Raw genomic sequence first — 24,628 nt, forward strand, 5'->3', positions numbered from 1 at the left:
GCCGGTCCTGACCGGGCTCCGGCGAGCGCGACAAACGAAGTTGCGGGGGATGTGATGCGCGAGATGGATGCAGCATGGCGGGAATGGCTCGCGACCAACGTGAGCCGCGGATGCACGCAGGAATCGATGATCGAAGCGATGGTGCAGGGCGGCTTCGAGATCGACGCGGCGCGGGAGATCGTGCGCCGCGCCGCATCGGAGACAGGCGCGGCGGCGACGGTTGCGGCGTCGCCGGAAGAGGAAGCGCGCGCCTATCACTACGATGCCTGTCCCGTCGCGGCGGGCAACACGGTGCACGCGCACGACCGTGACGTGACGGTGCGCATACGCTTCGAACGCCCGCAGGTGATCGCGTTCGACGACGTGCTGTCGGGCGAGGAATGCGCCGAGCTGATCGAACGCGCACGGCACCGGCTGAAGCGCTCCACCACAGTCAATCCCGAGAATGGCAGCGAAGACGTGATCCAGCTGCGCACCAGCGAAGGCTTCTGGTTCCAGCGCTGCGAGGATGCGTTCATCGAACGCCTGGACCGGCGCATTTCCGCGTTGATGAACTGGCCGCTCGAGCACGGTGAAGGCCTGCAGATTTTGCACTACCGGCAAGGCGGCGAGTACCGTCCGCACTTCGACTATTTCCCGCCCGGCCAGAACGGCAGCGTGCTGCACACGGCGCGCGGCGGCCAGCGTGTCGCAACGCTGATCGTGTACCTGAGCGACGTCGAAGGGGGCGGCGAAACGGTGTTTCCGGACGCAGGGCTCGCCGTGATGGCGCGGCAAGGCGGCGCGATCTACTTCCGCTACATGAACGGGCAACGCCAGCTCGATCCGCTGACGCTGCACGGCGGCGCGCCCGTCACGAGCGGCGACAAGTGGATCATGACGAAATGGATGCGTGAGCGCCCCTACGTCTAGCGCGCCTGTGATGCGCAGTGCATCCGGGTATGGCGGGTGCTGTCCTGAGGGTAGCGCATGCGTGGCTCGTTTTCGGCGCCCTCAACGTGACAGGCGCCACGCACATGCCCCTCAGACTGAGAACATCCGGGGACCGACAATGGACAACTATCAACTGGAAAGCGAGCTTCAACATCTCGAACGGGTGCTCGCCCGTATGGCAGCCGAGCATCGTTTCCCACTGTCGTACTGGCGCACGCGGCTCAACGCCGTGCTTGCGGCGCGGCTGGTGCCGTCGCAACGCACGCGCGCCCACAAGCTCGACGAATTGTTGCGGGCGCTCGAAGCGCGCGCGCCCGCCGTGGGCTGACGCCGCGTGCGCGTCACACTCAGGCACAGCGGATGCTCTATCGGCCATGACTGGCGCAACCGTTGCGTCGGCGTAACCAGACGGAGTCAGCCATGAACAAGGATCAAGTGAAGGGTACGGTCGAAAAGGTGAAGGGCAAGGTCAACGAGACTGTCGGCAAGGCCACGGGCAACCGTAGCCAGGAACTGAAGGGCGACCTGCAGCAAGGCGCCGGCGAAGTGCAGAAGTCGTATGGCGATGCGAAGGAAGACGCAAAGGACATCGCCCGCGAAGACCGCAAGCATCACTGATCACGGCGTGCCGGGCGGCGCTTCTGGCCGCCCGGCCGTTCGATCGCAGGGAGCGAACAAGTAGACGGGCGAAGCCCGCTGGGCCGCGTGGTAACGCGGCCCATTCTTATGGTGGCGTCATGCCGGATTTGCGCGGTGTGTGCGGGGTGCGCGGGGTGCGTGACGCTAGTTCAACGACGGCTAGTTCAACGACACATCGTCCCCGCCGCGCACCGGCCTGGCGCCGTCGTGCAGGCGGCCCAGCAGCAGATCGACCTGATCCAGCAAGGTCTCGCGCGCAACGGGCTTGTGCAGCGTGCATTCGCAATCCAGGTCGGTGGGAATGTCGGTCGAGGCACTCCACAGGATCACGGGCATCCCGTCGAGACCGGGATCGCTCTTGAGCGTACGGCATACCTCCGCGCCATCCATGCCGGGCATCATCAGATCCGTGATGACAAGCGCGGGGTGCACCCGCTGCGCAAGCTCGACCCCTTCGTGCGGCTCGAAAGCCGTGAGTACGTGAAAACCCTCCAGTTCGAGCAGGAGCGCCCACGCGATTAGCAGGTCCGGCTCGTCATCGATGAGCAGGATGGTAGGAAGGTGACTATCCGACAGTGCGTTCGAATCCATATGTACAGGCAAACTTCTGATCTCGCAGCCGGGTTCGGGTGCGAGCGAAACGTCATCGTGAATTGGTTTGCACGTATGCATGACGCGTGCCAATCCCGTCGGCGACCTCCCGGCGACCCGTTTGACGCCGTGCGTGGCGGGATCACCGCGCCGCCGCACATAGCCTGATGTCATGCGCAACGGGCTTTCGAGCCAGACGTTGCGCGCCTTGGCGGCGTGAACGGCTCGCGCGACGCGGCTGTTTTGCAAGTAAGAGGGTTTAGCAAAAAATTTCTGCATCGTTGTAAGTTCGGCCACGCTGCGGGTCTTGTTCGGCCAATCAGGATGCCTGCGCGCGGCGCCGCCAGCGCCTGCAGCGGTACGGGTGCCGCGCGCGGAGCGCGGCAAGAGGCCCTGACGCTGGCGTGCCATCGTGGATTTCATCGACTTGCCAGGCACACACATTGCTAAAGGTTCACGCTGCTGTGTCCATGCAGACATCGTCATACGCCCCGCCCATTCCATTCGCCTGAGGAACACAACCATGCCCACCGATTCCCGCATTTTCGAGGGCCTGCCGTTTCCGCTCGGCGCGACCTGGGACGGCAGAGGGGTCAACTTCGCGCTCTTTTCCGCGCACGCGACGAAGGTCGAGTTGTGCCTGTTCGACGACGAAGGCAAGAAGGAACTCGAACGCATCGAACTGCCCGAATACACGGACGAAGTGTGGCATGTGCATATGGCCGGCCTGAAGCCCGGCACCGTGTATGGCTATCGCGTGCATGGTCCGTACGAGCCCGAGGCCGGCCATCGCTTCAATCCGAACAAGCTGCTGCTCGATCCGTATGCGAAGGCGCATGTCGGGTCGTTGCGCTGGGACCCGTCGCTGTTCGGCTATACGCTCGAAACGGAAGACGACCTCACGTTCGACGAGCGCGACAGCGCGTCTTTCATGCCGAAGTGCCAGGTGGTCGACCAGACGTTCAACTGGACCCATCCGACGCGCGTGCGCGTGCCGTGGGATCGCACCATCGTCTACGAGACCCACGTGCGCGGCTATACGAAGATGCATCCCGGCGTGCCGGAAAAGATGCGCGGCACGTTCGACGGCCTGGCGCAGAAAGCCGTGATCGACCATATCAGGCGCGTCGGCGTGACGACGATCGAACTGTTGCCCATTCATTCGTTCGTCAACGATTCGTACCTGCTCGACAAAGGGCTGACGAACTACTGGGGTTACAACACGATCGGCTTTTTCGCGGCCGATCCGCGTTACTTCGCGCGCGGCCCCGGCGTGATCGAGGAGTTCAAGGAGATGATCGACCGGCTGCACGACGCCGGTCTCGAACTGATACTCGATGTCGTGTACAACCACACGGCAGAAGGCAACGAGCGCGGGCCGACGCTGTCGTTTCGCGGCATCGACAACGCGTCGTACTACCGGCTGATGCCTGAGGAGCGCCGCTATTACATCAACGACACGGGCACGGGCAACACGCTTAACCTGTCGCATCCGCGCGTGCTGCAGATGGTCACGGACAGTCTGCGCTACTGGGTGACGGAGATGAACGTCGACGGCTTTCGCTTCGATCTCGCGACCATCCTCGGGCGCGAGCCGTACGGTTTCGACGAAGGCGGCGGCTTTCTGGACAGTTGCCGGCAGGACCCGATCATCTCCAGCGTAAAGCTGATCGCGGAGCCGTGGGACTGCGGGCCGGGCGGCTATCAGGTGGGCGGCTTTCCGCCTGGCTGGGCCGAATGGAACGATCGCTATCGCGACACAGTGCGCTCGTTCTGGAAGGGCGACGAAGCGTCCGCCGCCGATCTCGCGAAGCGCCTCACCGCTTCAGGCGACTTCTTCAACCGGCGCGGCAGGCGCCCGTGGGCGAGCGTGAACTTCATCACCGCGCATGACGGCTTCACGCTGAACGATCTCGTGTCGTACAACGAGCGCCACAACGAAGCGAACGGTGAAGACAACAACGACGGCCATAGCGACAACCGCTCGTGGAATTGCGGGGAGGAAGGGCCATCCGACGATCCCGAAGTGATCGCACTGCGCGAGCGGCAGAAACGCAATCTGCTCGCGACGCTGCTGTTTTCGCAAGGCACGCCAATGGTGCTTGCCGGCGACGAATTCGGCCGCACGCAGAAGGGCAATAACAACGCGTATTGCCAGGACAACGAGGTCAGCTGGGTCGACTGGACGGGTATCGACGACAACGGCCGCGCGCTCACCGAGTTCGTGCGCAAGCTGACCACGCTGCGTCACGCGTTGCCCGTGCTGAGGCGCAATCGCTTTCTGACGGGCGAGATGCGCGAAGACATGGGCGTGAAGGACGTGAAATGGCTGAGCCCGGCGGGCGTCGAACTAACGGGCGAGCAGTGGGACGATTCGGCGATGCGCTGCTTTGGCCTCGTGATCGACGGGCGCGCGCAGGCGAGCGGCATCCGGCGTCCAGCTTCCGACGCGACGCTGTTGCTTGTCATCAACGCGTATCACGACGTCGTCGACTTCACGTTGCCGGAGATCCCGGGCAGCGATCGGTGGAGCTGCATGATCGACACCAACGCGCCGGAGCGCGACGAGTTGCCCGATTTCGAATCGGGTGACGTGTATCAGGTGACGGGCCGTTCGCTGTTGCTGTTCTCGTTGCATGCGAAGGGCGAGACGAAGCGGATCTTCCAGCGGCTCGAAGAGCGTTTGACGGAGTGAGCGGCTCGAAGGTGTGACCTTGCCGGCGCGGATCTATAGGCGTAGTGGCGGACCTGAGAGAAAGTGACAGCGGTAAAAAAACGGACCTCTTCGCGAGAAGAGGTCCGTTGCTATCTGCGCGCTCCGCGCGTGGCCCGCTGCGTCATCCTCAAGCGCTTCGCGCCACCGTGTCCTGCGCCGTGGCGCCATTGCTCCACACCGTCTGCGCGCTCGCTGCGCCGTTTGCGTTCGCGCGACGTTGCGTCGAGGCCGCTGCGACGCGGTCGACATCGACACGCGGTTGTGCCGGGCGTGCGTCCGTCAGCGTGCCATAGAGTTTCAGATACGCCTGCACCGGCTTGCGCCAGCTGGAATCGCACCGCATCGCATTGCGCTGCAGCGCATGCCACGACGAAGGCCGCATGAACGCGTCGAGCGCGCGCTGCACCGCCGCCGCGACGTCCTCGGGTGTTTCGCCGTCGAACAGGAAGCCCGTTGCGCCTTCTTCGGGCAAACCGAGTTCGGGCGAACGCTCGGGCGTGTAATCGACGATCGTGTCGCGCAGCCCGCCGACTCGCGACGCGACGGGAATCGTCCCGTAGCGCAGCGCGTAGAGCTGAGTGAGCCCGCACGGCTCGAAGCGGCTGCCATGCAGCAACACGTCGGCACCCGCGTGCAGCATGTGCGCGCGCCGCTCGTCATAGCCGACGTACGCGCCGACGCGCTGCGGCCACGCGGCGGCGAGATCGCGCACGGCGGCTTCGAGGTACGCTTCGCCTTTGCCGAGAATCGCCACCTGTAGCCGCGGATGACGCGCGAGCAGCAACGGCAGCGCTTCGACCACGACGTCCGCAAGCTTTTGCGACGTGAGACGGCTGCCGATCGCAACCAGCGGCGCGAATGGATCGACCGTCAGGCCGAAGGTCTGCTGCAGATCGCGCTTGCAGGCCTGCTTGCCGCGCACATCGTCGGCGGAATAAGCGCGTGCGATCAGCGGGTCGGCAGCGGGATTCCAAGTGACACTGTCGATCCCGTTCGTGATACCCGACAGCTTGTGCGAGCACGCCTGCAGCACGCCTTCCATCAGATGTCCGAAATGCGGCGTGAGAATTTCGCGCGCGTAGTTCTCGCTGACGGTGACTACCTTGTCCGCGTGCACGATGCCCGCTTTCATCATGCTGAGCGCACCGTAGAACTCGATGCTGCGCGGGTCCGTCAAGGCGGGCGCGAGCAGTTCGGGCGGCACGCCCATCCAGCTACCCAGCGCGAGCGGATAGTTGCCCTGGAAAGCAAGGTTGTGCACGGTGAACACGCTTTTTGCCGCGACGCCCGCGAGCTTCATCAACAGCGGCGTGAGGCCTGCGTGCCAGTCGTGCGCATGCACGATGTCGGGCGTCTGCACGCCGCGCACGCCGCGCGCGATGCGCGTCGCGGCTGCGGCGAGCGACGCAAAGCGGATCGCGTTGTCGAGATAGTCGCGGCCCTGCTCGTCCTGATAGAGGTTATCGCGCTTGAACAGATGATCCATCTGCAGGAGCAGGACGGGCACGCCCGTATCGGGCATGTGCGCGCGTAACAGCCGCGCGTCCCCGCCCGGCAGGCCGCTGATGCGGCAGATCGGCGTTACGCCCGCCGCGCGTTCGAGCGCGGCAGGGTACGCAGGCAACAGAATGGTCGAAGCGACGCCCGCGTCGCGCAACGCGGCGGCGTAGGCACTCACCATATCGCCCAAACCGCCGGACTTCGCCAGCGGCATCGCCTCCGCGGCGACGAGAAGGACGTTCAGCGTCAAGGTAGTGACTCCTGGTGAAAAGAGTGAATTGAGCGGGACGCTTGGAATGGAATGCCGCCGTAAATGGCTGGCGCGATCCGTGGAGCGGAGCGGGTCGGCGTTAGGCGAGGACGGCGGCATCGGAACGCAGCAAGCGGTGTGCCATCTGTACGCGCAGGTCGTGAAGCCGCTGCGGCGCGGCCGAGCGTTTTCTTCAGATCTTTACGGGGCGCGGGACTGCGGTGCATGAAGCACTGTAGAGGATGAAATGCGTCAACTTGGTGAACGTGCGCGTGATGGACGGTGCGTTACTGTCCGGATGTAAAAGCCATCGGACACCGTGAGGGTTTTACACAAGTGCACCGGAGCGACCCGATACGGGGCCCATTGCGCGCCCCGTCCCCCGTACTACATCCGCGCTCTATCTGGCGCTCAGATATCGAGCCGCGAAATCTTCGCGCCTTCAAGCGACACGCCCGCCATCAAGCCGGCGTTGGTCAGCACGAATGCCTCGACGGGCTTGGTGGCGGTGGTCGTGTCGATGTTGCCGTTTGCGCCGACCTTCACGAGCGCCACGGTCGCATCGCCGCCGACCGACCAGCCCTGGCTGTTGCGGAAGCTGTCGAGTGCGTCCTGCGTCATGAACAGGAAGATCACGCCCTTCGACTGCGCGCCGATCTGCAGGCCGAACGAGCCCGCAGCCGTGCTGTAGTAACCCACCGTTTGCCCGCCGACGCGCAGCGACCCTTGGCCATATTGTCCGCCGATCCAGAAGCCCGCCTGAACGACGGAAGGGAACACCAGTACGCCACGCGCTTTCGCGACCAGTTCGCGCGAGCCGTGCGCCGTCGTGTAAAGCCGTGAGAGCGTTTCATCGACGCTCGAATCGATTGCACGGCGTTTGTCCGAATTGCTGGTGCTGCTCGTCGAATGCGATCCCGTCATCGTGCAGCCTGAGAGGGCAAGACCGCCTGCAGCGAGTGCGGCGCCGGTGCTCAGTATGAAATTTCTTCTATGCATCGTTGTTCTCCTGTCTGTCAACGCGATATCCCGGCTAGCGCCTCCCTCGGTGCTTCGCCGCAGCCGCCCGGGCGCGCTAAACCACTGTGCGGCGAGGGCTGACAATGCGACAGCAGTTCGCGTGCCTGCCCCTTTCATGTCACCGCCCATGATGCGTGAAGGCGCGTGACTAGTCCCTGGCGGTATGGATACGGCGTCGCGGCGCAGACATGCCTGTATGAATTACACACACGTCACGCGTCGTCAGAGGTGGCCCGCTTCAACAGTTCGAGCAGACGTTGCGGCGTCAGCGGCTTGGCGCAATGCGCGTCGAAGCCGGCGTCTCGCGCCCGCTCGCGATCAAGTTGCGACGCGTAGCCCGTACAGGCAATCAGCAACATATGCGAAGTCGATTCCGAAGCGCGTAGGCGGCGCGCAAGCTCCAGCCCGTCGACGCCGGGCATCGCAATGTCGAGCACGACGGCAAATGGCTGCCACTGGGACGCGAGTTCGCAGACGTCCTCGGCACCGTGCATCGCACGGCATTCGAAGCCGTTGGCGTACAGCAGCAGTTGCAGGGCGTCGGCGGCATCGGCGTAATCGTCGACGACCAGCACGCGCCGGTTGTCGGCCATGTGCGCGCCGATCGCGCGCCATTGCAACTCGTCGTCGGTGTCGTGCGGATTGTTCGTTTCCATATACGCGGATCTCCGTTCGCCGCTGTGTCGTCTCGCTGCGTTGTCTTTTAGCGTCCCTGAGTCTGCGAATTCAGCAAGGGGTGGACCCGAAACGAGCCGGGAAAGCGAGCACAGGGTTGCCATCCGGAATGGAATGAATTGCCGTTAATTGACAATTTCGGCGCATGTAGGGGTTAACCAGACGCAATTGGCGACGGTTAAAAAGGCGAATTAGCCAAGCCTGTTGTTTATACGGAGACTTCCCGTCTTATTCATGCGACATAAATGCCGATTCGGATTTATATTCTGATCGGCGCCGCGATACGGGATTCGATGTAAGGCGCCAGTGGCCTGAACACGGCGGGCGCCGCAATGCGCGCTTTCAATAAGACAGCGAAGCGAGGGACTATGAATACATCGTCTGGGATGGGACGGCGTGCGCTCGGCATGGTCGGCGGCGCGGCGCGTCTGGCAACCGTGGAGGTGTTGCGCAAAATGCATGACGCCAATGCCAATGCGCGTACGTTTCAGCCACTCGATATTGCTGTCGAACGCATATCGGATATCGAGCGCCGCGCGTCAATTTCTTATGTCGCGGGTTCAGCGCAACACAAGTTGGGCGTATTCGACGCGATACGAGATTTCGAACAGCGCGGCTTGCCCGCGGTTGCGCTGCCGTGCTTCGAAAGCCATGTGTTTATCGACGAATTGCAGCAGAACACCACGCTCGCAATCGTCGATATGATCGCAGCGCTGTTTGCGCATATTCGCCAACGCTATCCGCTTGCGCGCCGCGTCGGCGTGCTGAGCTCGCCGGTGCTGTGCGAGCGACGTCTGTTCGAACGGTATGGCGCGCGCGCCCGTGTCGAGGTTGTGAGCGTTCCCTTGAAGGGCGCGGACGGGTTGCGCGAAGCATGCGAAACGCTGATCGGGCAGGGCGTCGATGTGCTGCTGCCGGGCAGCACCGATAGCGCGTTGTCGCTGCAGCGGCTCGGCGCTCTCGGCGTGCCGGTCGTCGACAGCTATTCGGTGTACGCGCAACATCTGCTGTTCGCGGAACAGCGCAGGCCGGCGCGCCAGATCAGGCTTGGCGTGGTGGGCGGCGTAGGGCCCGCCGCGACGGTCGACTTCATGCACAAGGTGGTGCGCAATACACCCGCCGCGCGCGATCACGACCACATCAAGGTGATGGTCGAGCAGAACCCGCAGATTCCCGACCGCACCGATCATCTGACGGGCGACGGCGCGGACCCGACGCTCGCGCTCTACGCGACATGCAAGAAGCTCGAAGACGGCGGCGCCGATCTGATTGCGATTCCGTGCAACACCGCGCATGCGTTCATCGAGCCGATCGAAGCCCGCTTGCGCGTGCCCATCATCAACATGATGAACGTGACGGCCGACTATCTGCGCGCGACGTTTCCCGCCGTCGATCGTATCGGCCTGCTCGCCACGGACGGCACGATCGCAAGCGGCGTCTATCGCACGGCGCTCGAAGCGCGCGGCATGACCCAGGTGCTGCCGCCGCTGGCCATGCAGGCGCGCGTGATGAACGCGATCTACGGCACGCGGGGCGTGAAGGCAGGCTTCACGGCGGGCGAATGCGCCGACGACATCGTCGCGGCCGTCGACAGTCTGTTGTCGCAACAGGTCGAAGTCATTCTGCTTGCCTGCACCGAGTTGCCGCTGCTTTTTCCGCAAGCGGCGACGGTGACGCGCAAAGGCCGCAGCGCGCATCTCGTCGATCCGACGGACGTGCTCGCGAGATGCTGTGTCGAGTTTGCGCGAGGTACACCGCTCGCCACGCCGGCAAGCGCAAGACATGAAGCGTCGCCGGTCGAATATGCCGTTCATGCGAATCGGAACGAAAGCAATGCGGCATTTAATGCCGAACTGATTTAAAGGAATTGACACGATGACTTTCGTGTTTCTTTTCGCTTTCTGATAGCTTTCCGATAAATAATATTTCAAGGTATTTCGTTCCCTTGTCAAACGTTTCACAATAACTTCTTCATTCGACTTCAGACTGCGTTTCCAGCGACGGCCCGCCCTCCCATGCAAGCCGTCATCCGTCGATTTCGCTGGAACCTGGACGCTCGAATGAACGGACTTCATCTCTCTTCCTTGCGCGTGAGCGCAATCGTTGCGCTTGCATCGTTCGCGCTCGCGGCGTGCGGGGCAGACGACGCCGCCACGGTCAGCAACGCGACGCCCACGGCATCGCAAGCCAGTCCCGCTGCGCCTTCCGCGTCGCTGCCTGCATTAACGCCGCCGTCTTCCACGACGGGCAATCCCGCCAACGCGTTCAATACGCCGCAAGCGAGCGGCATGAACGCCAGCGGCAACACGCGAAGCGACGCGCAGGACAGCGCCGCCATTCTCAGCGCGCAGGCAAGCCTCGCCGCCGACAACCAGCAGGTCACGCCTGTTCTTCGCTACGCGCCGGGCGAAGAGAGCCATTGAATCGACGTTCACGCAATACAGAATCAAAGAGAAAAAGAAACGCGCGTGAATACGCGTGGTTATTCCCTTGTTAATTCCCATCCCCCGAGAAGAAGGCAATAACATCATGACATCCAATAGCCGTCGCCGTTTTCTAAAGACCGCCGCAACGTCCGCGGGCGCCGCTGCCGCCGTGACGATGCTGCCGGAATCGATCCGCAACGCGCTTGCCGTCCCGGCCAATTCGCGCACCGGCTCGATCCGTGACGTCGAGCACATTGTCGTGTTCATGCAGGAGAACCGTTCGTTCGATCATTATTTCGGGCACATGCGTGGTGTGCGCGGCTACAACGACCGCTTCCCGATTCCGCTGCCCAACGGCAAACCCGTCTGGTATCAGCCGTCGAAGGCAGATCCGACCCGGCCCGTGCTGCCGTTCCACCTGAACACGCAGACCACCAGCGCGCAATGTGTCGGCGATCTGGATCACTCGTGGTACAAGACGCACGGCGCGATCGACGGCGGCCGCTACGACCAGTGGCCCGCCAACAAGACGGACATGACGATGGGCTATCACCTGCGCTCGGACATTCCGTTCCACTATGCGCTGGCCGATGCGTTCACGATCTGCGACGCGTACTTCTGTTCGCTGCCGGGACCGACGCACCCGAACCGCTCGTACCTGATGACGGGCACAGTCGACCCGACGGGCACGAAGGGCGGCCCGCTGCTCGACAACAACGATTTCGTGGATGGCGACGTGCCGCCGAAGTATCAACTGCTGTCGTGGACGACCTATCCGGAGCGTCTGGAAGCGGCCGGCATCTCGTGGCAGATCTATCAGCAGGGCACGGACGGCTCGGACCCGCTGAACGGCAACTACGGCACGAACATCCTGCAGAACTTCGAGAACTTCATCAACGCGCAGCCGGGCTCGTCGCTGTTCCAGCGCGCGCAGACGGTACGCACGATCGACGACCTGAAGGCCGACGTGCAGGCCAACCGCCTGCCGCAAGTGTCGTGGCTGTGCCCGCCCGCCGCGTATTCCGAGCACCCGAAGTACACGCCCGCGTACGGCGCGGAGTACACGTCGCAGATTCTCGACGCGCTGACGTCGAACCCGGAGGTGTGGAGCAAGACCGTGCTCTTCATCATGTATGACGAGAACGACGGCTTCTTCGATCACGTCGTGCCGCCGCAAGTGGCGACGTCGCGCGCGCAAGGGCTTTCGACGGTGACGGCGGACGGCGAGATTCACGACGTTGTCAATCCGGGCCGCGGCGGCAGCTATACGGCCGACAACCTGCCGTACGGTCTTGGGCCGCGCGTGCCGATGACGATTGTCTCGCCGTGGACGAAGGGCGGCTTCGTGTGCTCGCAGGTGTTCGATCACACGTCGGTGATCCGCTTCATCGAAACGCGCTTCGGCGTGCATGAGCCGAACATCACGGCATGGCGCCGCGCGGTGTGCGGCGACCTCACGACGGCATTCGATTTCCGCACGCCGGACGCGAAAATGCCGCCGCTGCCGGACACGAGCAACTACAAGAGCATGGCCGACAACCAGTGCGCGACGCAGCCCGCGCCGACCGTGCCTGCCGTGCCGGGTGCAATCGATCCGCAGGAACCGGGCATTCGCTTCGCGCGTGCCTTGCCGTACGAGTTGCACGTGAACGGCAAGGTCGACGAGAAGGCCAACTCGCTGACCATCGAAATCGGCAATACGGGCGACCAGGGTGCGCACTTCTATGTGTATTCGACCAACCGCACGGATAGTCCGTGGCGCTATACGGTGGAAGCGGGCAAGACGCTGAAGGACGTGTTCAACCTGTCGTCGACGAACGGCGTGTATGCGTTCACCGTGTACGGTCCGAACGGGTTCGTGCGCCGCTTTGCGGGCAACGCGCAGCCGCAGTCGAACCAGGCCAGTGCGCAGGGCGGATTCGGCCATAAGCGCAAGCCAGCGTTGCCGGAAGTGAAGACGCATTACGATGTGGGCAACGGCAACGTGTATCTGAAGTTCACGAATCACGGCGACAGCATCGCGCGGTTGTCGGTGGTCGATAACGCGTATGGCGCGCATCCGCGTCCGGTGATCGTGCCGCCGAACGGGTCGATCGAAGAGGTCTGGGTGCTGTCGGCGAGCCATCACTGGTACGACCTGACGGTGAGCGACAACGATGACGCGTCGTTCCAGCGCCGCCTTGCGGGTCACGTCGAAACGGGCAAGACGAGCATCAGCGATCCGGCGGCTGTCGTGCCCGTCATGGTGGCGTCGTAAGCGGCGTGAGCGGTAACGTATAGAACAGCGCAAACCTGGCCCCGGCATGATTCAGATGCCGGGGCTTTTTGTTTGTCTGTTTATCAGGAAGGGCGTTCACACGCCTTCGGCCAGCACGCCGTCGCGCGAAACGATCCGCCCATTCGCCACGACCAGCTTGCGCACGGGACGTGCCGCAACGGCATGCGCGAGCGTTTCTGCATCGACGAGCACGAGGTCCGCGCGCGCGCCCGCGTGCAGCCCGTAGTCGGCGAACCCGCAGCCGCGCGCAGCAGTGTGGCTCACGCAATCGAACGCGATGGCGAGCGCATCGTCGCGGCGCAAGTCGTAGCGCATGCCGATCAGCATCGCGCGCTCCAGCATGTCGGGCGAGCCGAACGGGTTCCACGTGTCGCGGATGCCGTCGTTGCCGCCGAAGAGCGTGACGCCTTTCTCGATGCAGGCGGCGAGCGGCGGCACGGGCACGGAAGCGGGCGCCGTCGTGAGCAGCGCGACGTCCAGCAAGGCGAGCCGCTCGAGCAGCGGATCGCGCTCGCGCGGCGCGAGTGCGCCGAGGCAGAACGCGTGGCTGATCACGACGCGGCCCTGCATGCCGAGCGCCTCGACGCGATCAAGCAGCAGCTTTAGCGTGAAGGCGCCGATTTCGGCGGGTTCGTGCAGATGGATGTCGATGGGCTTCTGATGACGTGTGGCGAGATCGAAAGTCGCGTTCAGCGACGCGACGGGGTCGCCGTCGATCAGGGCCGGGTCCAGCGCGCCGAGCACGTCGGCGCCGCCGCGCAGCGCCTTGTCGAGCAATGTGACGGTGCCCTGACGTTTGAGCATGCCCGATTGCGGAAATGCAACCGTCTGCATGTCGAGCACGTCGCGCAGTGCGTCGCGCGTCTTCAGCACGCCTTCGAGGTGCTTCAGGCCGGCGTCGGTATCGATATCGACGTGGGTGCGCAGGCGGGTCGTGCCCGCCTGCAGGAAGGCACGGGCCAATGCGAGCGATGCAGCGGCCGCGTCGTGTCCGCTTTGCGCGCGAAAGCGGCGCTCGTTTTCGATGCGATCGGTGAGCTTCGGACCCACTTCGTTGCGATACCAGCGCATGCCCCACATCGTCTTGTCGAGATGCGTGTGGCCTTCGACGAAGCCGGGCAACAACAGCGCGCCATGGCCATGTTCGCGCGCGACATCGTTTTCGACCTTTAAATCAGGGCCGATCGCCTCGATGCGGCCATCGGCGATCGACACGTCGACGCGCGTGCCATCGGGCAAGCGTGCATCGACGATCAACAGCGGCTCTTTCATGCAGACTCCATTTTTCTCTCAGCGTCAATGCGTTTGAGGCGGCGTCGCGTCCAGAGGGTCCATAGCGTGAGCGAGCCATAGACGCTCCAGCGCAGCGCCGTTGAAATTTGCAACGCCAGCTGGGCGTCGCTCAGGTTCGTCACGACCCAGTAACGCGCGGCGTTCTCGGCCGTCAGACCGATGCCCCATACCAGCGTCATCCGGCGGATCTGTGCGACGAGCGCGGGACGCTCGCGATAGTGGCGCTCGAACGCTTCGACACCTTCGCGCGACTCACGCGACGCCGTCGAACGCGCGAGATAGTAAACCAACGGCTTGCGCAGCAGCAGCGACAGCAGAAACGTGACGCCGATGACGGCCGCGACCATCGGGTCTTCGAGCGCGCGCCGGTGCTCGCCGCGGTCGATCAGCGCCCATGCCAGCAGCGGCAGGATGCCGGCTAGCACGATGGCGCTCAATGCATCGAAATGCCGCGAGTGGTACAGGTCCCATGCGATCCACGCAATCAACGGCGCAGCCGATGCGGCGAGCGCACCCGTCGTGCCCCAATGCGGCAGCGCCAGCCGGTACGCGAGCCACGGCAGCGCGAGATTGACGACCATTGCGGACAGGTATCGGTATGGAACCTTCATACGTCCTCTGCGCTAGCGGTGCCCTAGGTTTGCGTGCGTAGTGTCGCATATCGGCGAGGGTGGGAAAATCCGTCTGGCGCTCGCGGCGACAACACATGAAAAACGGCGGGCACCCTGAGGCGCCCGCCGTTTGCGTGTCACGCGTATTGCAACCGATGCCCGCTCAGACAAGCGGCAACGTCGGTCGATCAAGCGTCGGTTTCATGATCGGCGCCAGCGCCGCGAAAATGCGTTGGCCTTGCTCCTCGTCGATCACGCTCGTGAGCAGCGAGCGAAAGCGCGGCTCTTCGACACCGGAAACAATGTACTGCCAGCGATACGCGTCGAGCATCGCCGCCTGCACCTCCGCGACCTCGGCGTGCTGCAGCGTACGCTCCATATGCTGGCAGAAGTACGCGGCATCTTCCTTCGCCTGCATCTGCACCACGCCGTCCACGCCCGCCACCAGCGCGATCAGATCGTCGACGGCAGCATCGCGCGCGGGCTTGTCGAGCTTCGCGTCCTCGCGCATCCATTCGAGTTCGTCGATGATCGCGTGCTGCGATTCTTCCTTCCAGTGGTACATAAACACGTCTTTAAATAGCGGCGAGAGCGTGTCGTCCGCTTCGATGCTCTGACGATAATGCACCTGCGAGAAGATCTCGATGAAACACGTCAGCGCGAGAATCCCCCACGTCGATTTGCCCAGCACGAACATGGCGATGTCGTCGGCGTCGGGCAGGAAGCGATAGCCTGCCGGCATGTCCGCGCCCGCGAGCAACTCGATGCGGCGGAACAGCTCCTGGTGCTTCAGTTCTTCGTCGGTCAGACGCACGACGGCTTCGAGTGCGATCTGGTCGCCGAGTGCATGGTCGCGTCCGAGTTCGAGCATCTTCGCGCCGATGAAGCGTTCGACGAGCTTGAACATGTTCGCGTACGTGCGGCCTTGAACCTGCGAATAGAAGCGGCGTTCTGCGTCGTTCAGAAACGGCAGGCGATACACCTGTGACAGCCCATCGGGCAGAAACTTCTGATTGATATCGAACGTACGCCCGCGGATCACGTCGTTGTCGATATCCCAGCGGATTCGCTTGGACACTTCGACGCATTTGGCGTAGCGATGGGAAGGCAGTTGATACTCTACAGCTTGCATCTGAGAACTCCAGTTCGGCGGGATTGCAGTGGGGTGGCGCCGAAAGAAGAACGAAGAGAGACGGCGCCGACTCAAAGCGCTGCGCCGTGGTGTGTTGCATGCCGTAGCGAAACGCTGATACGCATTGTGCGGATCGGCATCGGATCAGAAATGAGACGCGAGTCCCGGTGCTCGCGGTGAGCACTGCAACAAAGCCGGAAAATCCGGGACAAGCCGGGACAGGCGCCCCGTGATGCAACGCGTCGAGCAGACAATCAGGCGGCGGGCGCGTCGAAGCCCGCCTTGCGCGCCATCACGATGGCCTGCGCGCGGCTTTCCACTTCGAGCTTCGCGAAGATGCTCGTGATGTGATTGCGCACGGTCTTCTCCGATAGACCGAGCCGCGCGGCGATCTGCGCGTTGTCGCGGCCGCCCGCGATCAGTTCGACGATCTCGCGCTCGCGCCGCGTGAGCGAAGAGAACACGGGGTTGGCGTGGCTCGCGGGCGGCAGGAAGGCGCGTACTTCGTCGCGCCAGCGCTGCCATGCGTCCTCGCATTCGAGCGTCAGATGATTCTCGCTTTCGAGCGGCACGAAGCGCGCATTGGGAATCAGGCTCGCCAGCAGGCGGCTTTCCTCGAACGGCACGCGTGCGTCGCGCACGGCGTGCAGCACGAGCGTCGGACATTGCACATGCGGCAGCAGATCGACCACGTCGATGCAGTTGAAGACACGCATGATGCGCGCTGCGTTCCGAGGCGTGGTCGAAATGCGTTCCAGCTCGTTGAACCAGCGGTGCTGGTCGGGCGTGCCGCCCGGAATGAACTGCGTCGTGAAGAACTGGCGGAAGGCGGGGTTGTGCTGGCCCCAGCCGATCTCGGCGAGCTTCGCGAGCGTTTCGGCTTCATCGCGCGCCTGCTCGGTGCGCGAGCGGACCAGCCGGCCGCGCGCGTAGCCGCCGTGCAGGATCAGATGCGAGACGCGCTCCGGAAATGCGACGGCATAGCTGACGGCAATCGACGCCCCCTGCGAAATGCCGAGCAGCGCAAAGCGGTCGACACCGCTCGCATCGATGACGGCGATCAGATCCTGCTTCCAGGCGTCGAATGAAATATCGGCGACGTCGTGATCGGACAGGCCGCAGCCGCGCTGATCGTAGCGGATCAGCGTATGGTCGCGGCACATCTCGGCGATCATGTGACTCCATACCGGGCTCGCGAGATCGAACTCCAGATGGCTCAGCCAGTTTGCTGCCTTGACGATGGGCGGCCCGCTGCCGCAGGTCGCGTAGGCGATGCGGGCGCCGTCGTGCGCCGTGCACAGCCGGATTTGCTGCCTGCACTTCGGGGCGGTCGCGGACATGAGCCTCCCGGCGGCGATGAAAGAAGCGCGCGTCAGCTTGCGGGCCGCATGACGCGCGCTTTCATTCAGCTTATCACCGCGTGAGTGCTTTGCCGCACGAAGGTGCGGACAAACGACGCGTCAGTTGCGCAGGTCCGTCGAACGTATGAAGTGCATGGTGTACTCGCGTGCAACCCAACAGCGGGCATTCGCGCGCATTTCAGGCGCCGACGCTACGCGGCGCCTTTTCGACGAGTGGCGTGGACACCGCGTTCGCTGCTGCCTGCACGCACTGATTGACGAGATCGCTGAAGCCGTTGGCGTTTTGCGTGTCGCTCAATGCGCCGACTTCGTCCACCCGTTCCGATTGCCCGCCGATCCCGACGATCAGTTGCGCGCCGGGCGCGCGCTCGCGGATGCGCCGCAGCAGATTGCGCAGATAGGGCGGTGCTTCGGGGGCGTCGAGCGTGACCACGCAGACGATGGCCGCGCCGTCGATACCGTGCGTATCCGTATGACCACGGCGGAACTGCGCGTAGTTCGCCGTGACGGGCGCGAAGCCGCGGCGCGCCAGCAATTGCACGGCGATCGCCGTCGTCACTTCGTCGAAGGCGCCGCGGCCCGCGACGCACACGAGGCGCAACTGCGCGGCGTCTTCCGGCAGCACGGCAGGCGGCGCATCGGGCGCATTCGGATCGGGCTTCTCTTCGGGCATGCCGTCGAATTGCTCGAGGTTCTCGATGATATCGAGCAAGGTTTCGTTCATGCGCGCCAGTTGCTCGGGCGCGAATACGCCGCGCAGCGTGTCGTTGCGCGCGAGCCGCAAGCCTTCGCGCGCGACGTCGTCGTAATACCGGGTAAGCGACATTTCCTTGAGGAACCGGTCGGCCTGCACGATGGCTTCGTGTGGATCGTCGGCGAGCAGCCGTTGATAGAAGTTCTGCGCAGGCGTGAGCGCGGGCTGATCGCCGAGCAGCACGGTCAGGAACTTCAGGCGCTCCGCGTAACGGCCCAGCGTGACGAGGCACAGCGTGAGCGGCGTCGACAGCACGAGGCCGATCGGCCCCCACAGCCAGCTCCAGAAAATCGCCGCGACGACCACGGCGAGCGGCGACAGGCCAGAGCTATGTCCATACAGCAGCGGCTCGACCACCTGGCCCGCGACGACGTCGATGCTCACGAACAGCACGATCGTCCACACGGCCATCGTCCATTGCGGCTGGATCGCGGCCGCGAGTATCACGGCCAGCAGTGCCGCGATCCACGTGCCGATATACGGCACGAAGCGCAGCAGTGCCGTCAGCACGCCGAACAGCAGCGCCCCCGGCACGCCGATGATCGCGAGGCCGATCGCGATCGTCGCGCCCGCGCCGAGGTTCACGCCGAGCTGCGCGACGAAGTAGCGCGACAGGCGGCTCGCCGCGTCGTTGATCGCGGTGGTCGTGCGGTGCAGGTCGCGCGCGCCGAACAGGCGTATCAGCCTGTCGCGCAGGTCTTCGCGCTGCAGCAGGATGAAGATCGTCACGACCAGCACGATGAACATCGTTTCGAGCGGCCCGACAACGGGCGAGAACACCCGCTGCGCGAGTTGCAGTGGCGAGGGGATGGGTTCGTGCACTTCGACGGGCAGCGGTGCCGCGACGGTCGGCTTCTGCGAGCGGCCCGCTTCGTGGGGCACTGCGGCGCGATCGGGCGCGACGCGCGCCAGCGCAGTCGCGGCGCGCGACAGCAGCGCATCGGCGCGTCCCACCGTTTTCTCCTGCACGGTCTCGACCTTGCGCTCGATGGCCGCCTGATATTGCGGCAGCGAGCCCGCAAGCTGCGCGATCTGCGCGCCGATCAGCGTGCTGACGGCGAGCAGGGTGATGACGGCAAGGAGCACCGCGACGAAGATCGACGGCAGCTGGCCGAAATGAAGACGCCGCAACAGGCTGACGAGCGGCGCGAGCAGGAAACTCAGCAGCACGGCGAGCGTGATCGGAATCAGCACCTCGCGCGCAAAGTACAAGCCGCTGACCACGACGACGAAGGTAATCACCGACGCGAGGCCGTGCAGCCCCGGCGATCCCGGCGGATACACGCGGTTGGTCGATGGGCGGTGCGGGGTGAGCGGAACTTTCATGGCGTGTGCCGGTTGACCGTGGGATCGATACGAGGGCAGCTATTGTAAGCAAGACGCAGACCCGGGCGCAGGACGAGCGGCCCATGTCAGTTCTGGCCACCTCCAGCCGGGTTCAGTTCAGTGTATCAACTGCATCGCGCGCATTTGCATGAAGGCGGCGAGGCGGCGCGGCGGGCATAATCTTCAAATTGGCCTGGTCGTGGTTTTGCTTATCGCTTCGGGCATTGATCCAATTACAGGGAAACGGCATGCGGCGCGCAACGGAAATCGACCTGGCATTGAATGCACGGCCCGACGGGATGCCGCTACAGCGCTGGCTCTACGGCGAACTGCGCGCGGCGATTCTTCAAGGGCGGCTCGGCCCGGGCGCGCGCCTGCCCGCCACGCGCGATTTAGCCGCGCGTCACGGCGTATCGCGCGGCACAGTGCTGGGCGTGTTCGCGCAACTCGCGGCGGAAGGCTATCTGGCGGGCGCGGTCGGGCGCGGCAGTTTTGTTGCAAGCGAATTGCCGGACGCGCGCTTCGAGTCCGCACCCGTATCCGATACGGCACGGCGTGCACGCAAGAAGGCGGACACGGGCGGCAACGCAGGCATCGCTTTGTCCGCGCGTGGCCGCCTGCTGGCGCGCAGCGCGTTCGCCCTGGAAGGCCGCTCGTTTCCGACCCGCGCATTTCGTCCGAGCCAGCCCGATTTGCAGTGCTTTCCGTTCGCATTGTGGGCGCGCGTCGCGGCGCGCCGCTCGCGTCTGTCGAACCGCTCGATGCTCGCCGACGGCGAAGCGCAAGGCTACCGTCCGTTGCGCGAAGCGATCGCGGAGCATGTGCGCATGGCGCGCGGCATCGCGTGCACGGCGGATCACGTGGCGATCGTCGGCAGCGCGCAGCAGGTGATCGATCTGGCCGCGCGTCTGTGGCTCGACCCCGGCGACGCCGCGTGGATGGAGGACCCCGGCTATCAGGGCGCGCGCCTCGTGCTCGAAGCGGCAGGCGCGCGCATTGCCGCCGTGCCCGTCGATACCAGCGGCATCGACGTGGCGGCGGGCCGCGCGCTCGCGCCCGATGCGCGGCTCGCGTACGTGACGGCCGGGCGGCAGGCGCCGCTCGGTCCCGCGCTGTCGCTTGAACGGCGGCTCGCGTTACTCGACTGGGCGCACGCGCGCGGCGCGCTGGTGATCGAGGACGACTATGACAGCGAGTACCGCTTCGAAGGAAGACCGCTTGCCGCGCTGAAGAGTCTCGACAGTGCGGGCCATGTGATCTATTGCGGCACGTTCAGCAAGCTGCTGTTTCCCGCGCTGCGCATTGCGTATGCGGTGTTGCCGGAGCGCCTCGTCGACCCGTTCGTCGCCGCATGGTCGCTGACGGGCCGGCACGTGCCGCTCGATCAGCAGTCGACGCTGCACGCGTTCATCGCGCAAGGGCATGCGGGCCGTCACGTGCGGCGCATGCGCGAGCTGTACGGCGAGCGCGCCGAAGCGCTGCGCGACGCGGCGCACCGCCATTGGACAGGGCTGCTCGCGTTGCCGCCGATTGTCGCCGGACTGGATGCACCCGCGTTCTTGCCCGCGGGTGCCGACGATGCGCTGGCCGCGCGTCTGGCCGCCGAAGCGGGCATCGAAACGCGGCCGTTGTCGTCGTACGCGGTCGAGCGCGCGGCGCCCGCCGGCCTGGTGCTGGGCTTTGCGGGCGTCGGCGTGGACGAGATCGACGCAGGCGCCCGGACGCTCGCGCGGGTTCTGCAGAAGATGCTCTACAAGACCTGATGTCCGTCGCGTTCGCTCGCGCTCGTGAACAGGCGGGCGGGGCTCATTGCGCCTCGCGCAGTGCGCTCGCCATGCTGCGCCGCCAGTCGGGCGACCAGCCGAGCTGGCGCTTTGCCTTTTCCGTCGACACGACGGGATTGTCCTCGGCGATGTTGAACGCGCCCGCTCGCGCCTGCCGCAGCGCGAGCACGGCGGCGTGCGCAGCCGCTTCGACATGAACCGGGCTTGCCCCTTTGGCAACATCGCTGCCCGTGCCGGGGCCGTACAGTTGTCCATAACGCAACACCGTGCCGATCAGCGGCGCCCGCAGGACCTGCGTTTCGAGCGATACGACGCCGCGCACGGTGACGAGGCGATTACCTTGGGCTTCCGTATCGAGCGGCTGTGTCTCGTCGTAGGGTTGCGCGCCTTCGCGATACGCCCACGCGATGCTTTGCGCAACGAAGCGCTTGCTGCCTGCCGCGCGCGCCGCGGCGATCAGGTTGCGCGTGCCTTCGTCGCGGATGCGCGCGTTCGCTGCAACGGCTTGTTGCATTCTCGCGGGATCGAGCGCGGGCGGCAGGTCGGTCAGCTGATGGATCACGCAGGCGGGTTCGATGCGCTGCAGCGCTTGCGTCAACGCGCGTGCGTCGAACACGTCGACGATGACGGGCGTTGCGCCCGCGTGTTCGATCTGGGATGCGCGCCCGGCGCGCCGCGTGCTGCCGTACACGGTGTATCCCGCATCGACCAGCAGCGGCACCAGTGCGCTGCCGATCGCGCCCGCTGCGCCTGCCAGAAAGACTTTCGTTTCCATCCGATGATCTCCGTGTATTCCGGGCCCTTGCGCCCCTGTACGCAGAGTAAGGCGGATAATGGACCACACAAAGATCCATTATCGAAAGAACGATTAGGCCATTATCGGCAGGCGATGGAAATAGAAAAACGGCGGCTCCGTTCCGGCAACATCCGCGTGCCGGAACCAAACCGCCGTCGGTGACGATTAGCGAAGCGTTTTAGAACTTGTGACGAATGCCGAGATTCACCATCTCCTGATGGCTCGTGCCCGCATAGCCATACGAGCCGATCGATGCCTGCGCGTCGGTGATCGTATTGGTGTTCGCGTCACGGGTTTGGCCGCTCGCGTGCTGATACGCGGCCGTCATGTAGAGGTCGGTACGCTTGGAGAGGTTGTAGTCCGCGCCCAGCGACACCTGATGATATGTCGCCGACGTGTCGCCGTTCGAATGCGTGTAGCTGTAGCCGACGCCCAGCAGCATCGCAGGCGTGGCCTGATAGTTCACGAAGCCCTGGCCCGTGTTATAGCGTTCGTTCGTGCCGAACACCGAGCTGTCGTCGCGGCGATACTGCGCATTGCTGTAGCCGAGGCCGAAGGTGAACGAACCGGCCGTATATTGGCCCGCTACGCGTGCAATGCCGATCGAATGCGCCGTCTGATAGCCGAGATTGACGGGACCGTCGAACGTGCCGTCGGAGGTGCTGTTCCAGGTGGTGCGAATGCCTTCCGATGCCGGGCTGTTGGACGTGTAGTAGTAACCCGCCGCAAGGCCGATCGGGCCGTTGTTATAGGCGACTGCGCCCGAATACGACTGCTCCGAGCCCGTGCTGCCCGCCACGCCGCCTAGCGAGTACATCGCTTCGAATTGCAGTCCCGCGAAAACGGGTGACGTGTACTTCACTGCATTGTTCACGCGGAAGCTGTTGTCGTAGTTGTCGACATCGCCTGCCGTGGCGAATGCGCTGCCGAAGTAGTTGTCGGCGGTGATGCCTTGCACGAGGTCGATCAGCGGATCGTATTGACGGCCGAGCGTAATGGAACCGTATTGATCTTGCGAAAGGCCGACGAATGCCTGACGGCCGAACAGGCGGCTGCCCTGGCCCATCTTGCCCGTGCTCGGGTCGAAGCCGCTTTCGAGCTGGAAGATCGCCTTCAGGCCTGCGCCCAGATCTTCACTGCCTTTGAGGCCCCAACGCGTGCCTGACAGATTGCCTGCGCTGGTATTGCCGAGCGACCACAGGCTGTTATTGCCCGATGCGTTGTGAACGTAAGTGATCCCCGTGTCGATCGTGCCGTACAGCGTGACGCTGGTCTGTGCGTGAGCGGCGCTGGTGGCCGTGGCCAGTGCGGCCAGTGAGATCATCGAGAGGGCGGTGCGCTTCATTCTTCTCTTCTCCTGCGTGTGGTAAAGCGTTGAATGAGCGAGAGACTAAAGGCGCACACAAAAAATGTAAAAAAGCCAAAAAGCGGCGTTAGTGAAATTCACAACACGCAATAGCGCAATTATTGCAGCTTCATACAAACAGTATTGCCGCGATCGCCTTTCTTCAGGCATGCCCGAGCAGATTGTTTTTACCAAACGAAAATTACCGCGTATTGCCGCAAATATTTCGCGGCAATACGGTGCGTGCGGCAATATTGCAGAAACAATGATAAATAATTGTCTATTGCGGGCTTTATCGTTTCGCGCAATGCGTTAGACTTTGCAGCGTTTCATCCTGTCTGCACGCAGCGGACAACACGCTTGAACGCGGCCTCGTGCCGCGTTTTTTTTCGCGTGTCGATTTGCATTGACCACGTCAGCCCTGATCGCCGCCGCCTACGGGCAGCACGGTGCCCGTGATGTACGAGGCTTCGTCGGAAGCGAGAAAGAGAATCGCGCCAACCTGTTCATCGATCGTTCCATAGCGATGCATCAGGCTCGTTGCCTTCGTCTGATCGACAATGCTTTGATACCAGCGCGCTTCCTGTTCCGTTTGCTGTTCCGTGTTGCGCGGGACGCGCCGCGCCGGCGCTTCCGTGCCGCCCGTTGCGACGGCATTGACGCGGATGCCGTCGGCGGCATGCTCGAATGCGAGGCTCGCCGTCAACGCATTGACGCCGCCCTTCGAAGCCGCATACGGCACGCGATAGATGCTGCGCGTCGCAATCGACGACACGTTGACGATGACGCCATGCCGACGCTCGATCATCGAAGGCAGCACGGCGCGGCAGCACCATAGCGTCGGAAACAATGAGCGGCGCACTTCGGCTTCGATCTGCGCTTCCTCGTATTCCTGATAGGGCTTGGCCCAGATGGTCCCGCCGACATTGTTGATCAGCACATCGATACGGCCAAACGCGCCGAGCGCGGCATCGGCCAGCTTGCATGCGCCTGCATAGGTCTCCAGATCGGCGGTCACGGCGATGCAGCGTGCGCCCGGTGCGGAGACTTCGGCTGCGACCTCATGGACGAAATCCGACCGGTCGCATAGCACGACCGTCGCGCCTTGCCGCGCGGCCGCAATCGCGACGCCGCGTCCGATGCCTTGCGCCGCGCCCGTCACGACGACCACTTTTCCTTCGAAACGTTGATTCATGAT

At 64.0% G+C, this 24,628-nt stretch carries 20 protein-coding genes; 8 read left to right on the forward strand and 12 right to left on the reverse strand.

Going from position 1 to position 24,628, the window contains the following annotated elements; translation table 11 throughout:
• The first annotated feature begins 54 nt into the window (after window positions 1–54).
• The 3 genes from KFO72_RS08700 (at window position 55) to KFO72_RS08710 (ending at window position 1,551) form a co-directional block, all read left to right on the forward strand.
• Window positions 55–912, forward strand: coding sequence for a 2OG-Fe(II) oxygenase (locus KFO72_RS08700; RefSeq protein ID WP_054934926.1), 858 nt, complete (start codon window positions 55–57; stop codon window positions 910–912).
• 139 nt (window positions 913–1,051) lie between these two features.
• Window positions 1,052–1,261 (forward strand): hypothetical protein, encoded by a 210-nt coding sequence (locus KFO72_RS08705; protein ID WP_054934925.1) that lies wholly within the window; start codon window positions 1,052–1,054, stop codon window positions 1,259–1,261.
• A 92-nt stretch (window positions 1,262–1,353) separates the two neighbouring features.
• A complete protein-coding gene (locus KFO72_RS08710) occupies window positions 1,354–1,551 on the forward strand; it encodes a CsbD family protein (protein ID WP_054934924.1) in 198 nt (65 codons plus the stop codon).
• A gap of 180 nt (window positions 1,552–1,731) precedes the next feature.
• On the opposite strand, the gene KFO72_RS08715 is transcribed toward KFO72_RS08710, so the two are convergent.
• The gene (locus KFO72_RS08715) at window positions 1,732–2,688 is read right to left on the reverse strand and encodes a response regulator (protein WP_225031892.1); all 957 of its coding nucleotides are present in this window, start codon (window positions 2,686–2,688) and stop codon (window positions 1,732–1,734) included.
• On the opposite strand from KFO72_RS08715, the gene glgX reads away from it, so the two are divergent.
• Complete coding sequence (gene glgX / locus KFO72_RS08720; RefSeq protein ID WP_225031893.1) at window positions 2,687–4,858, forward strand: glycogen debranching protein GlgX; 2,172 nt, start codon at window positions 2,687–2,689, stop codon at window positions 4,856–4,858. The two genes, KFO72_RS08715 and glgX, sit on opposite strands and share 2 nt — an antisense overlap.
• 148 nt (window positions 4,859–5,006) lie before the next feature.
• Here the strand turns inward: glgX and glgA are convergent, their stop codons facing one another.
• The 3 genes from glgA to KFO72_RS08735 all read right to left on the reverse strand — a co-directional run bounded on the left by glgA (window position 5,007) and on the right by KFO72_RS08735 (window position 8,305).
• The gene (gene glgA / locus KFO72_RS08725; protein ID WP_054934920.1) at window positions 5,007–6,629 is read right to left on the reverse strand and encodes a glycogen synthase GlgA; all 1,623 of its coding nucleotides are present in this window, start codon (window positions 6,627–6,629) and stop codon (window positions 5,007–5,009) included.
• Window positions 6,630–7,040: 411 nt separating this feature from the next.
• Complete coding sequence (locus tag KFO72_RS08730; protein ID WP_054934918.1) at window positions 7,041–7,628, reverse strand: YSC84-related protein; 588 nt, start codon at window positions 7,626–7,628, stop codon at window positions 7,041–7,043.
• 233 nt (window positions 7,629–7,861) lie between these two features.
• On the reverse strand, window positions 7,862–8,305 hold the full coding sequence (locus tag KFO72_RS08735) for a response regulator (protein ID WP_054934917.1): 444 nt from the start codon (window positions 8,303–8,305) through the stop codon (window positions 7,862–7,864).
• A gap of 387 nt (window positions 8,306–8,692) precedes the next feature.
• Between KFO72_RS08735 and KFO72_RS08740 the strand changes: the two genes are divergently transcribed.
• The 3 genes from KFO72_RS08740 to KFO72_RS08750 all read left to right on the forward strand — a co-directional run bounded on the left by KFO72_RS08740 (window position 8,693) and on the right by KFO72_RS08750 (window position 13,007).
• A complete protein-coding gene (locus KFO72_RS08740; protein ID WP_225031894.1) occupies window positions 8,693–10,186 on the forward strand; it encodes an amino acid racemase in 1,494 nt (497 codons plus the stop codon).
• A 198-nt stretch (window positions 10,187–10,384) separates the two neighbouring features.
• Entirely contained in the window at window positions 10,385–10,747 is a 363-nt protein-coding gene (locus KFO72_RS08745) for a hypothetical protein (protein ID WP_225031895.1), read from the forward strand.
• Window positions 10,748–10,853: 106 nt separating this feature from the next.
• The gene (locus KFO72_RS08750; RefSeq protein ID WP_225031896.1) at window positions 10,854–13,007 is read left to right on the forward strand and encodes a phosphocholine-specific phospholipase C; all 2,154 of its coding nucleotides are present in this window, start codon (window positions 10,854–10,856) and stop codon (window positions 13,005–13,007) included.
• 96 nt (window positions 13,008–13,103) lie between these two features.
• Here the strand turns inward: KFO72_RS08750 and KFO72_RS08755 are convergent, their stop codons facing one another.
• The 5 genes from KFO72_RS08755 to KFO72_RS08775 all read right to left on the reverse strand — a co-directional run bounded on the left by KFO72_RS08755 (window position 13,104) and on the right by KFO72_RS08775 (window position 19,505).
• Window positions 13,104–14,300: an amidohydrolase family protein gene (locus KFO72_RS08755; RefSeq protein ID WP_225031897.1), complete on the reverse strand. Its 1,197-nt coding sequence runs from the start codon at window positions 14,298–14,300 to the stop codon at window positions 13,104–13,106.
• On the reverse strand, window positions 14,297–14,932 hold the full coding sequence (locus KFO72_RS08760) for a VC0807 family protein (protein ID WP_054934909.1): 636 nt from the start codon (window positions 14,930–14,932) through the stop codon (window positions 14,297–14,299). The genes KFO72_RS08755 and KFO72_RS08760 overlap by 4 nt, the downstream gene beginning before the upstream one ends.
• A 163-nt stretch (window positions 14,933–15,095) precedes the next feature.
• Complete coding sequence (locus KFO72_RS08765) at window positions 15,096–16,064, reverse strand: hypothetical protein (protein ID WP_054934908.1); 969 nt, start codon at window positions 16,062–16,064, stop codon at window positions 15,096–15,098.
• Between the two features lie 254 nt (window positions 16,065–16,318).
• Window positions 16,319–17,404, reverse strand: a complete 1,086-nt coding sequence (locus KFO72_RS08770; protein ID WP_062916609.1) for an alpha/beta fold hydrolase — start codon at window positions 17,402–17,404, stop codon at window positions 16,319–16,321.
• A 199-nt stretch (window positions 17,405–17,603) separates the two neighbouring features.
• The gene (locus tag KFO72_RS08775; protein ID WP_060606537.1) at window positions 17,604–19,505 is read right to left on the reverse strand and encodes an AI-2E family transporter; all 1,902 of its coding nucleotides are present in this window, start codon (window positions 19,503–19,505) and stop codon (window positions 17,604–17,606) included.
• A gap of 248 nt (window positions 19,506–19,753) precedes the next feature.
• On the opposite strand from KFO72_RS08775, the gene KFO72_RS08780 reads away from it, so the two are divergent.
• Window positions 19,754–21,268: a PLP-dependent aminotransferase family protein gene (locus tag KFO72_RS08780; protein WP_225031898.1), complete on the forward strand. Its 1,515-nt coding sequence runs from the start codon at window positions 19,754–19,756 to the stop codon at window positions 21,266–21,268.
• Window positions 21,269–21,311: 43 nt separating this feature from the next.
• Here KFO72_RS08780 and KFO72_RS08785 read toward each other — a convergent pair whose 3' ends face one another.
• The 3 genes from KFO72_RS08785 to KFO72_RS08795 form a co-directional block, all read right to left on the reverse strand.
• Window positions 21,312–22,064 (reverse strand): NAD-dependent epimerase/dehydratase family protein, encoded by a 753-nt coding sequence (locus KFO72_RS08785; protein ID WP_225031899.1) that lies wholly within the window; start codon window positions 22,062–22,064, stop codon window positions 21,312–21,314.
• Between the two features lie 199 nt (window positions 22,065–22,263).
• The gene (locus KFO72_RS08790) at window positions 22,264–23,430 is read right to left on the reverse strand and encodes a porin (protein WP_054934903.1); all 1,167 of its coding nucleotides are present in this window, start codon (window positions 23,428–23,430) and stop codon (window positions 22,264–22,266) included.
• 415 nt (window positions 23,431–23,845) lie between these two features.
• Complete coding sequence (locus KFO72_RS08795) at window positions 23,846–24,625, reverse strand: 1,6-dihydroxycyclohexa-2,4-diene-1-carboxylate dehydrogenase (RefSeq protein ID WP_054934902.1); 780 nt, start codon at window positions 24,623–24,625, stop codon at window positions 23,846–23,848.
• Window positions 24,626–24,628 lie beyond the last annotated feature (3 nt).

The organism is Paraburkholderia sp. XV (assembly GCF_020177535.1).
GTDB classification, from domain to species: domain Bacteria; phylum Pseudomonadota; class Gammaproteobacteria; order Burkholderiales; family Burkholderiaceae; genus Paraburkholderia; species Paraburkholderia caribensis.

Bases quoted from the DNA above. Each gene is read 5' to 3' on its own strand.
- KFO72_RS08700 (WP_054934926.1), top strand. From the start codon at position 55: ATGCGCGAGATGGATGCAGCATGGCGGGAATGGCTCGCGACCAACGTG.
- KFO72_RS08705 (WP_054934925.1), top strand. From the start codon at position 1,052: ATGGACAACTATCAACTGGAAAGCGAGCTTCAACATCTCGAACGGGTG.
- KFO72_RS08710 (WP_054934924.1), top strand. From the start codon at position 1,354: ATGAACAAGGATCAAGTGAAGGGTACGGTCGAAAAGGTGAAGGGCAAG.
- glgX (WP_225031893.1), top strand. From the start codon at position 2,687: ATGCCCACCGATTCCCGCATTTTCGAGGGCCTGCCGTTTCCGCTCGGC.
- KFO72_RS08715 (WP_225031892.1), bottom strand. From the start codon at position 2,688: ATGGTTGTGTTCCTCAGGCGAATGGAATGGGCGGGGCGTATGACGATG.
- KFO72_RS08730 (WP_054934918.1), bottom strand. From the start codon at position 7,628: ATGCATAGAAGAAATTTCATACTGAGCACCGGCGCCGCACTCGCTGCA.
- KFO72_RS08735 (WP_054934917.1), bottom strand. From the start codon at position 8,305: ATGGAAACGAACAATCCGCACGACACCGACGACGAGTTGCAATGGCGC.
- KFO72_RS08740 (WP_225031894.1), top strand. From the start codon at position 8,693: ATGAATACATCGTCTGGGATGGGACGGCGTGCGCTCGGCATGGTCGGC.
- KFO72_RS08745 (WP_225031895.1), top strand. From the start codon at position 10,385: ATGAACGGACTTCATCTCTCTTCCTTGCGCGTGAGCGCAATCGTTGCG.
- KFO72_RS08750 (WP_225031896.1), top strand. From the start codon at position 10,854: ATGACATCCAATAGCCGTCGCCGTTTTCTAAAGACCGCCGCAACGTCC.
- KFO72_RS08755 (WP_225031897.1), bottom strand. From the start codon at position 14,300: ATGAAAGAGCCGCTGTTGATCGTCGATGCACGCTTGCCCGATGGCACG.
- KFO72_RS08760 (WP_054934909.1), bottom strand. From the start codon at position 14,932: ATGAAGGTTCCATACCGATACCTGTCCGCAATGGTCGTCAATCTCGCG.
- KFO72_RS08765 (WP_054934908.1), bottom strand. From the start codon at position 16,064: ATGCAAGCTGTAGAGTATCAACTGCCTTCCCATCGCTACGCCAAATGC.
- KFO72_RS08770 (WP_062916609.1), bottom strand. From the start codon at position 17,404: ATGTCCGCGACCGCCCCGAAGTGCAGGCAGCAAATCCGGCTGTGCACG.
- KFO72_RS08775 (WP_060606537.1), bottom strand. From the start codon at position 19,505: ATGAAAGTTCCGCTCACCCCGCACCGCCCATCGACCAACCGCGTGTAT.
- KFO72_RS08780 (WP_225031898.1), top strand. From the start codon at position 19,754: ATGCGGCGCGCAACGGAAATCGACCTGGCATTGAATGCACGGCCCGAC.
- KFO72_RS08785 (WP_225031899.1), bottom strand. From the start codon at position 22,064: ATGGAAACGAAAGTCTTTCTGGCAGGCGCAGCGGGCGCGATCGGCAGC.
- KFO72_RS08790 (WP_054934903.1), bottom strand. From the start codon at position 23,430: ATGAAGCGCACCGCCCTCTCGATGATCTCACTGGCCGCACTGGCCACG.
- KFO72_RS08795 (WP_054934902.1), bottom strand. From the start codon at position 24,625: ATGAATCAACGTTTCGAAGGAAAAGTGGTCGTCGTGACGGGCGCGGCG.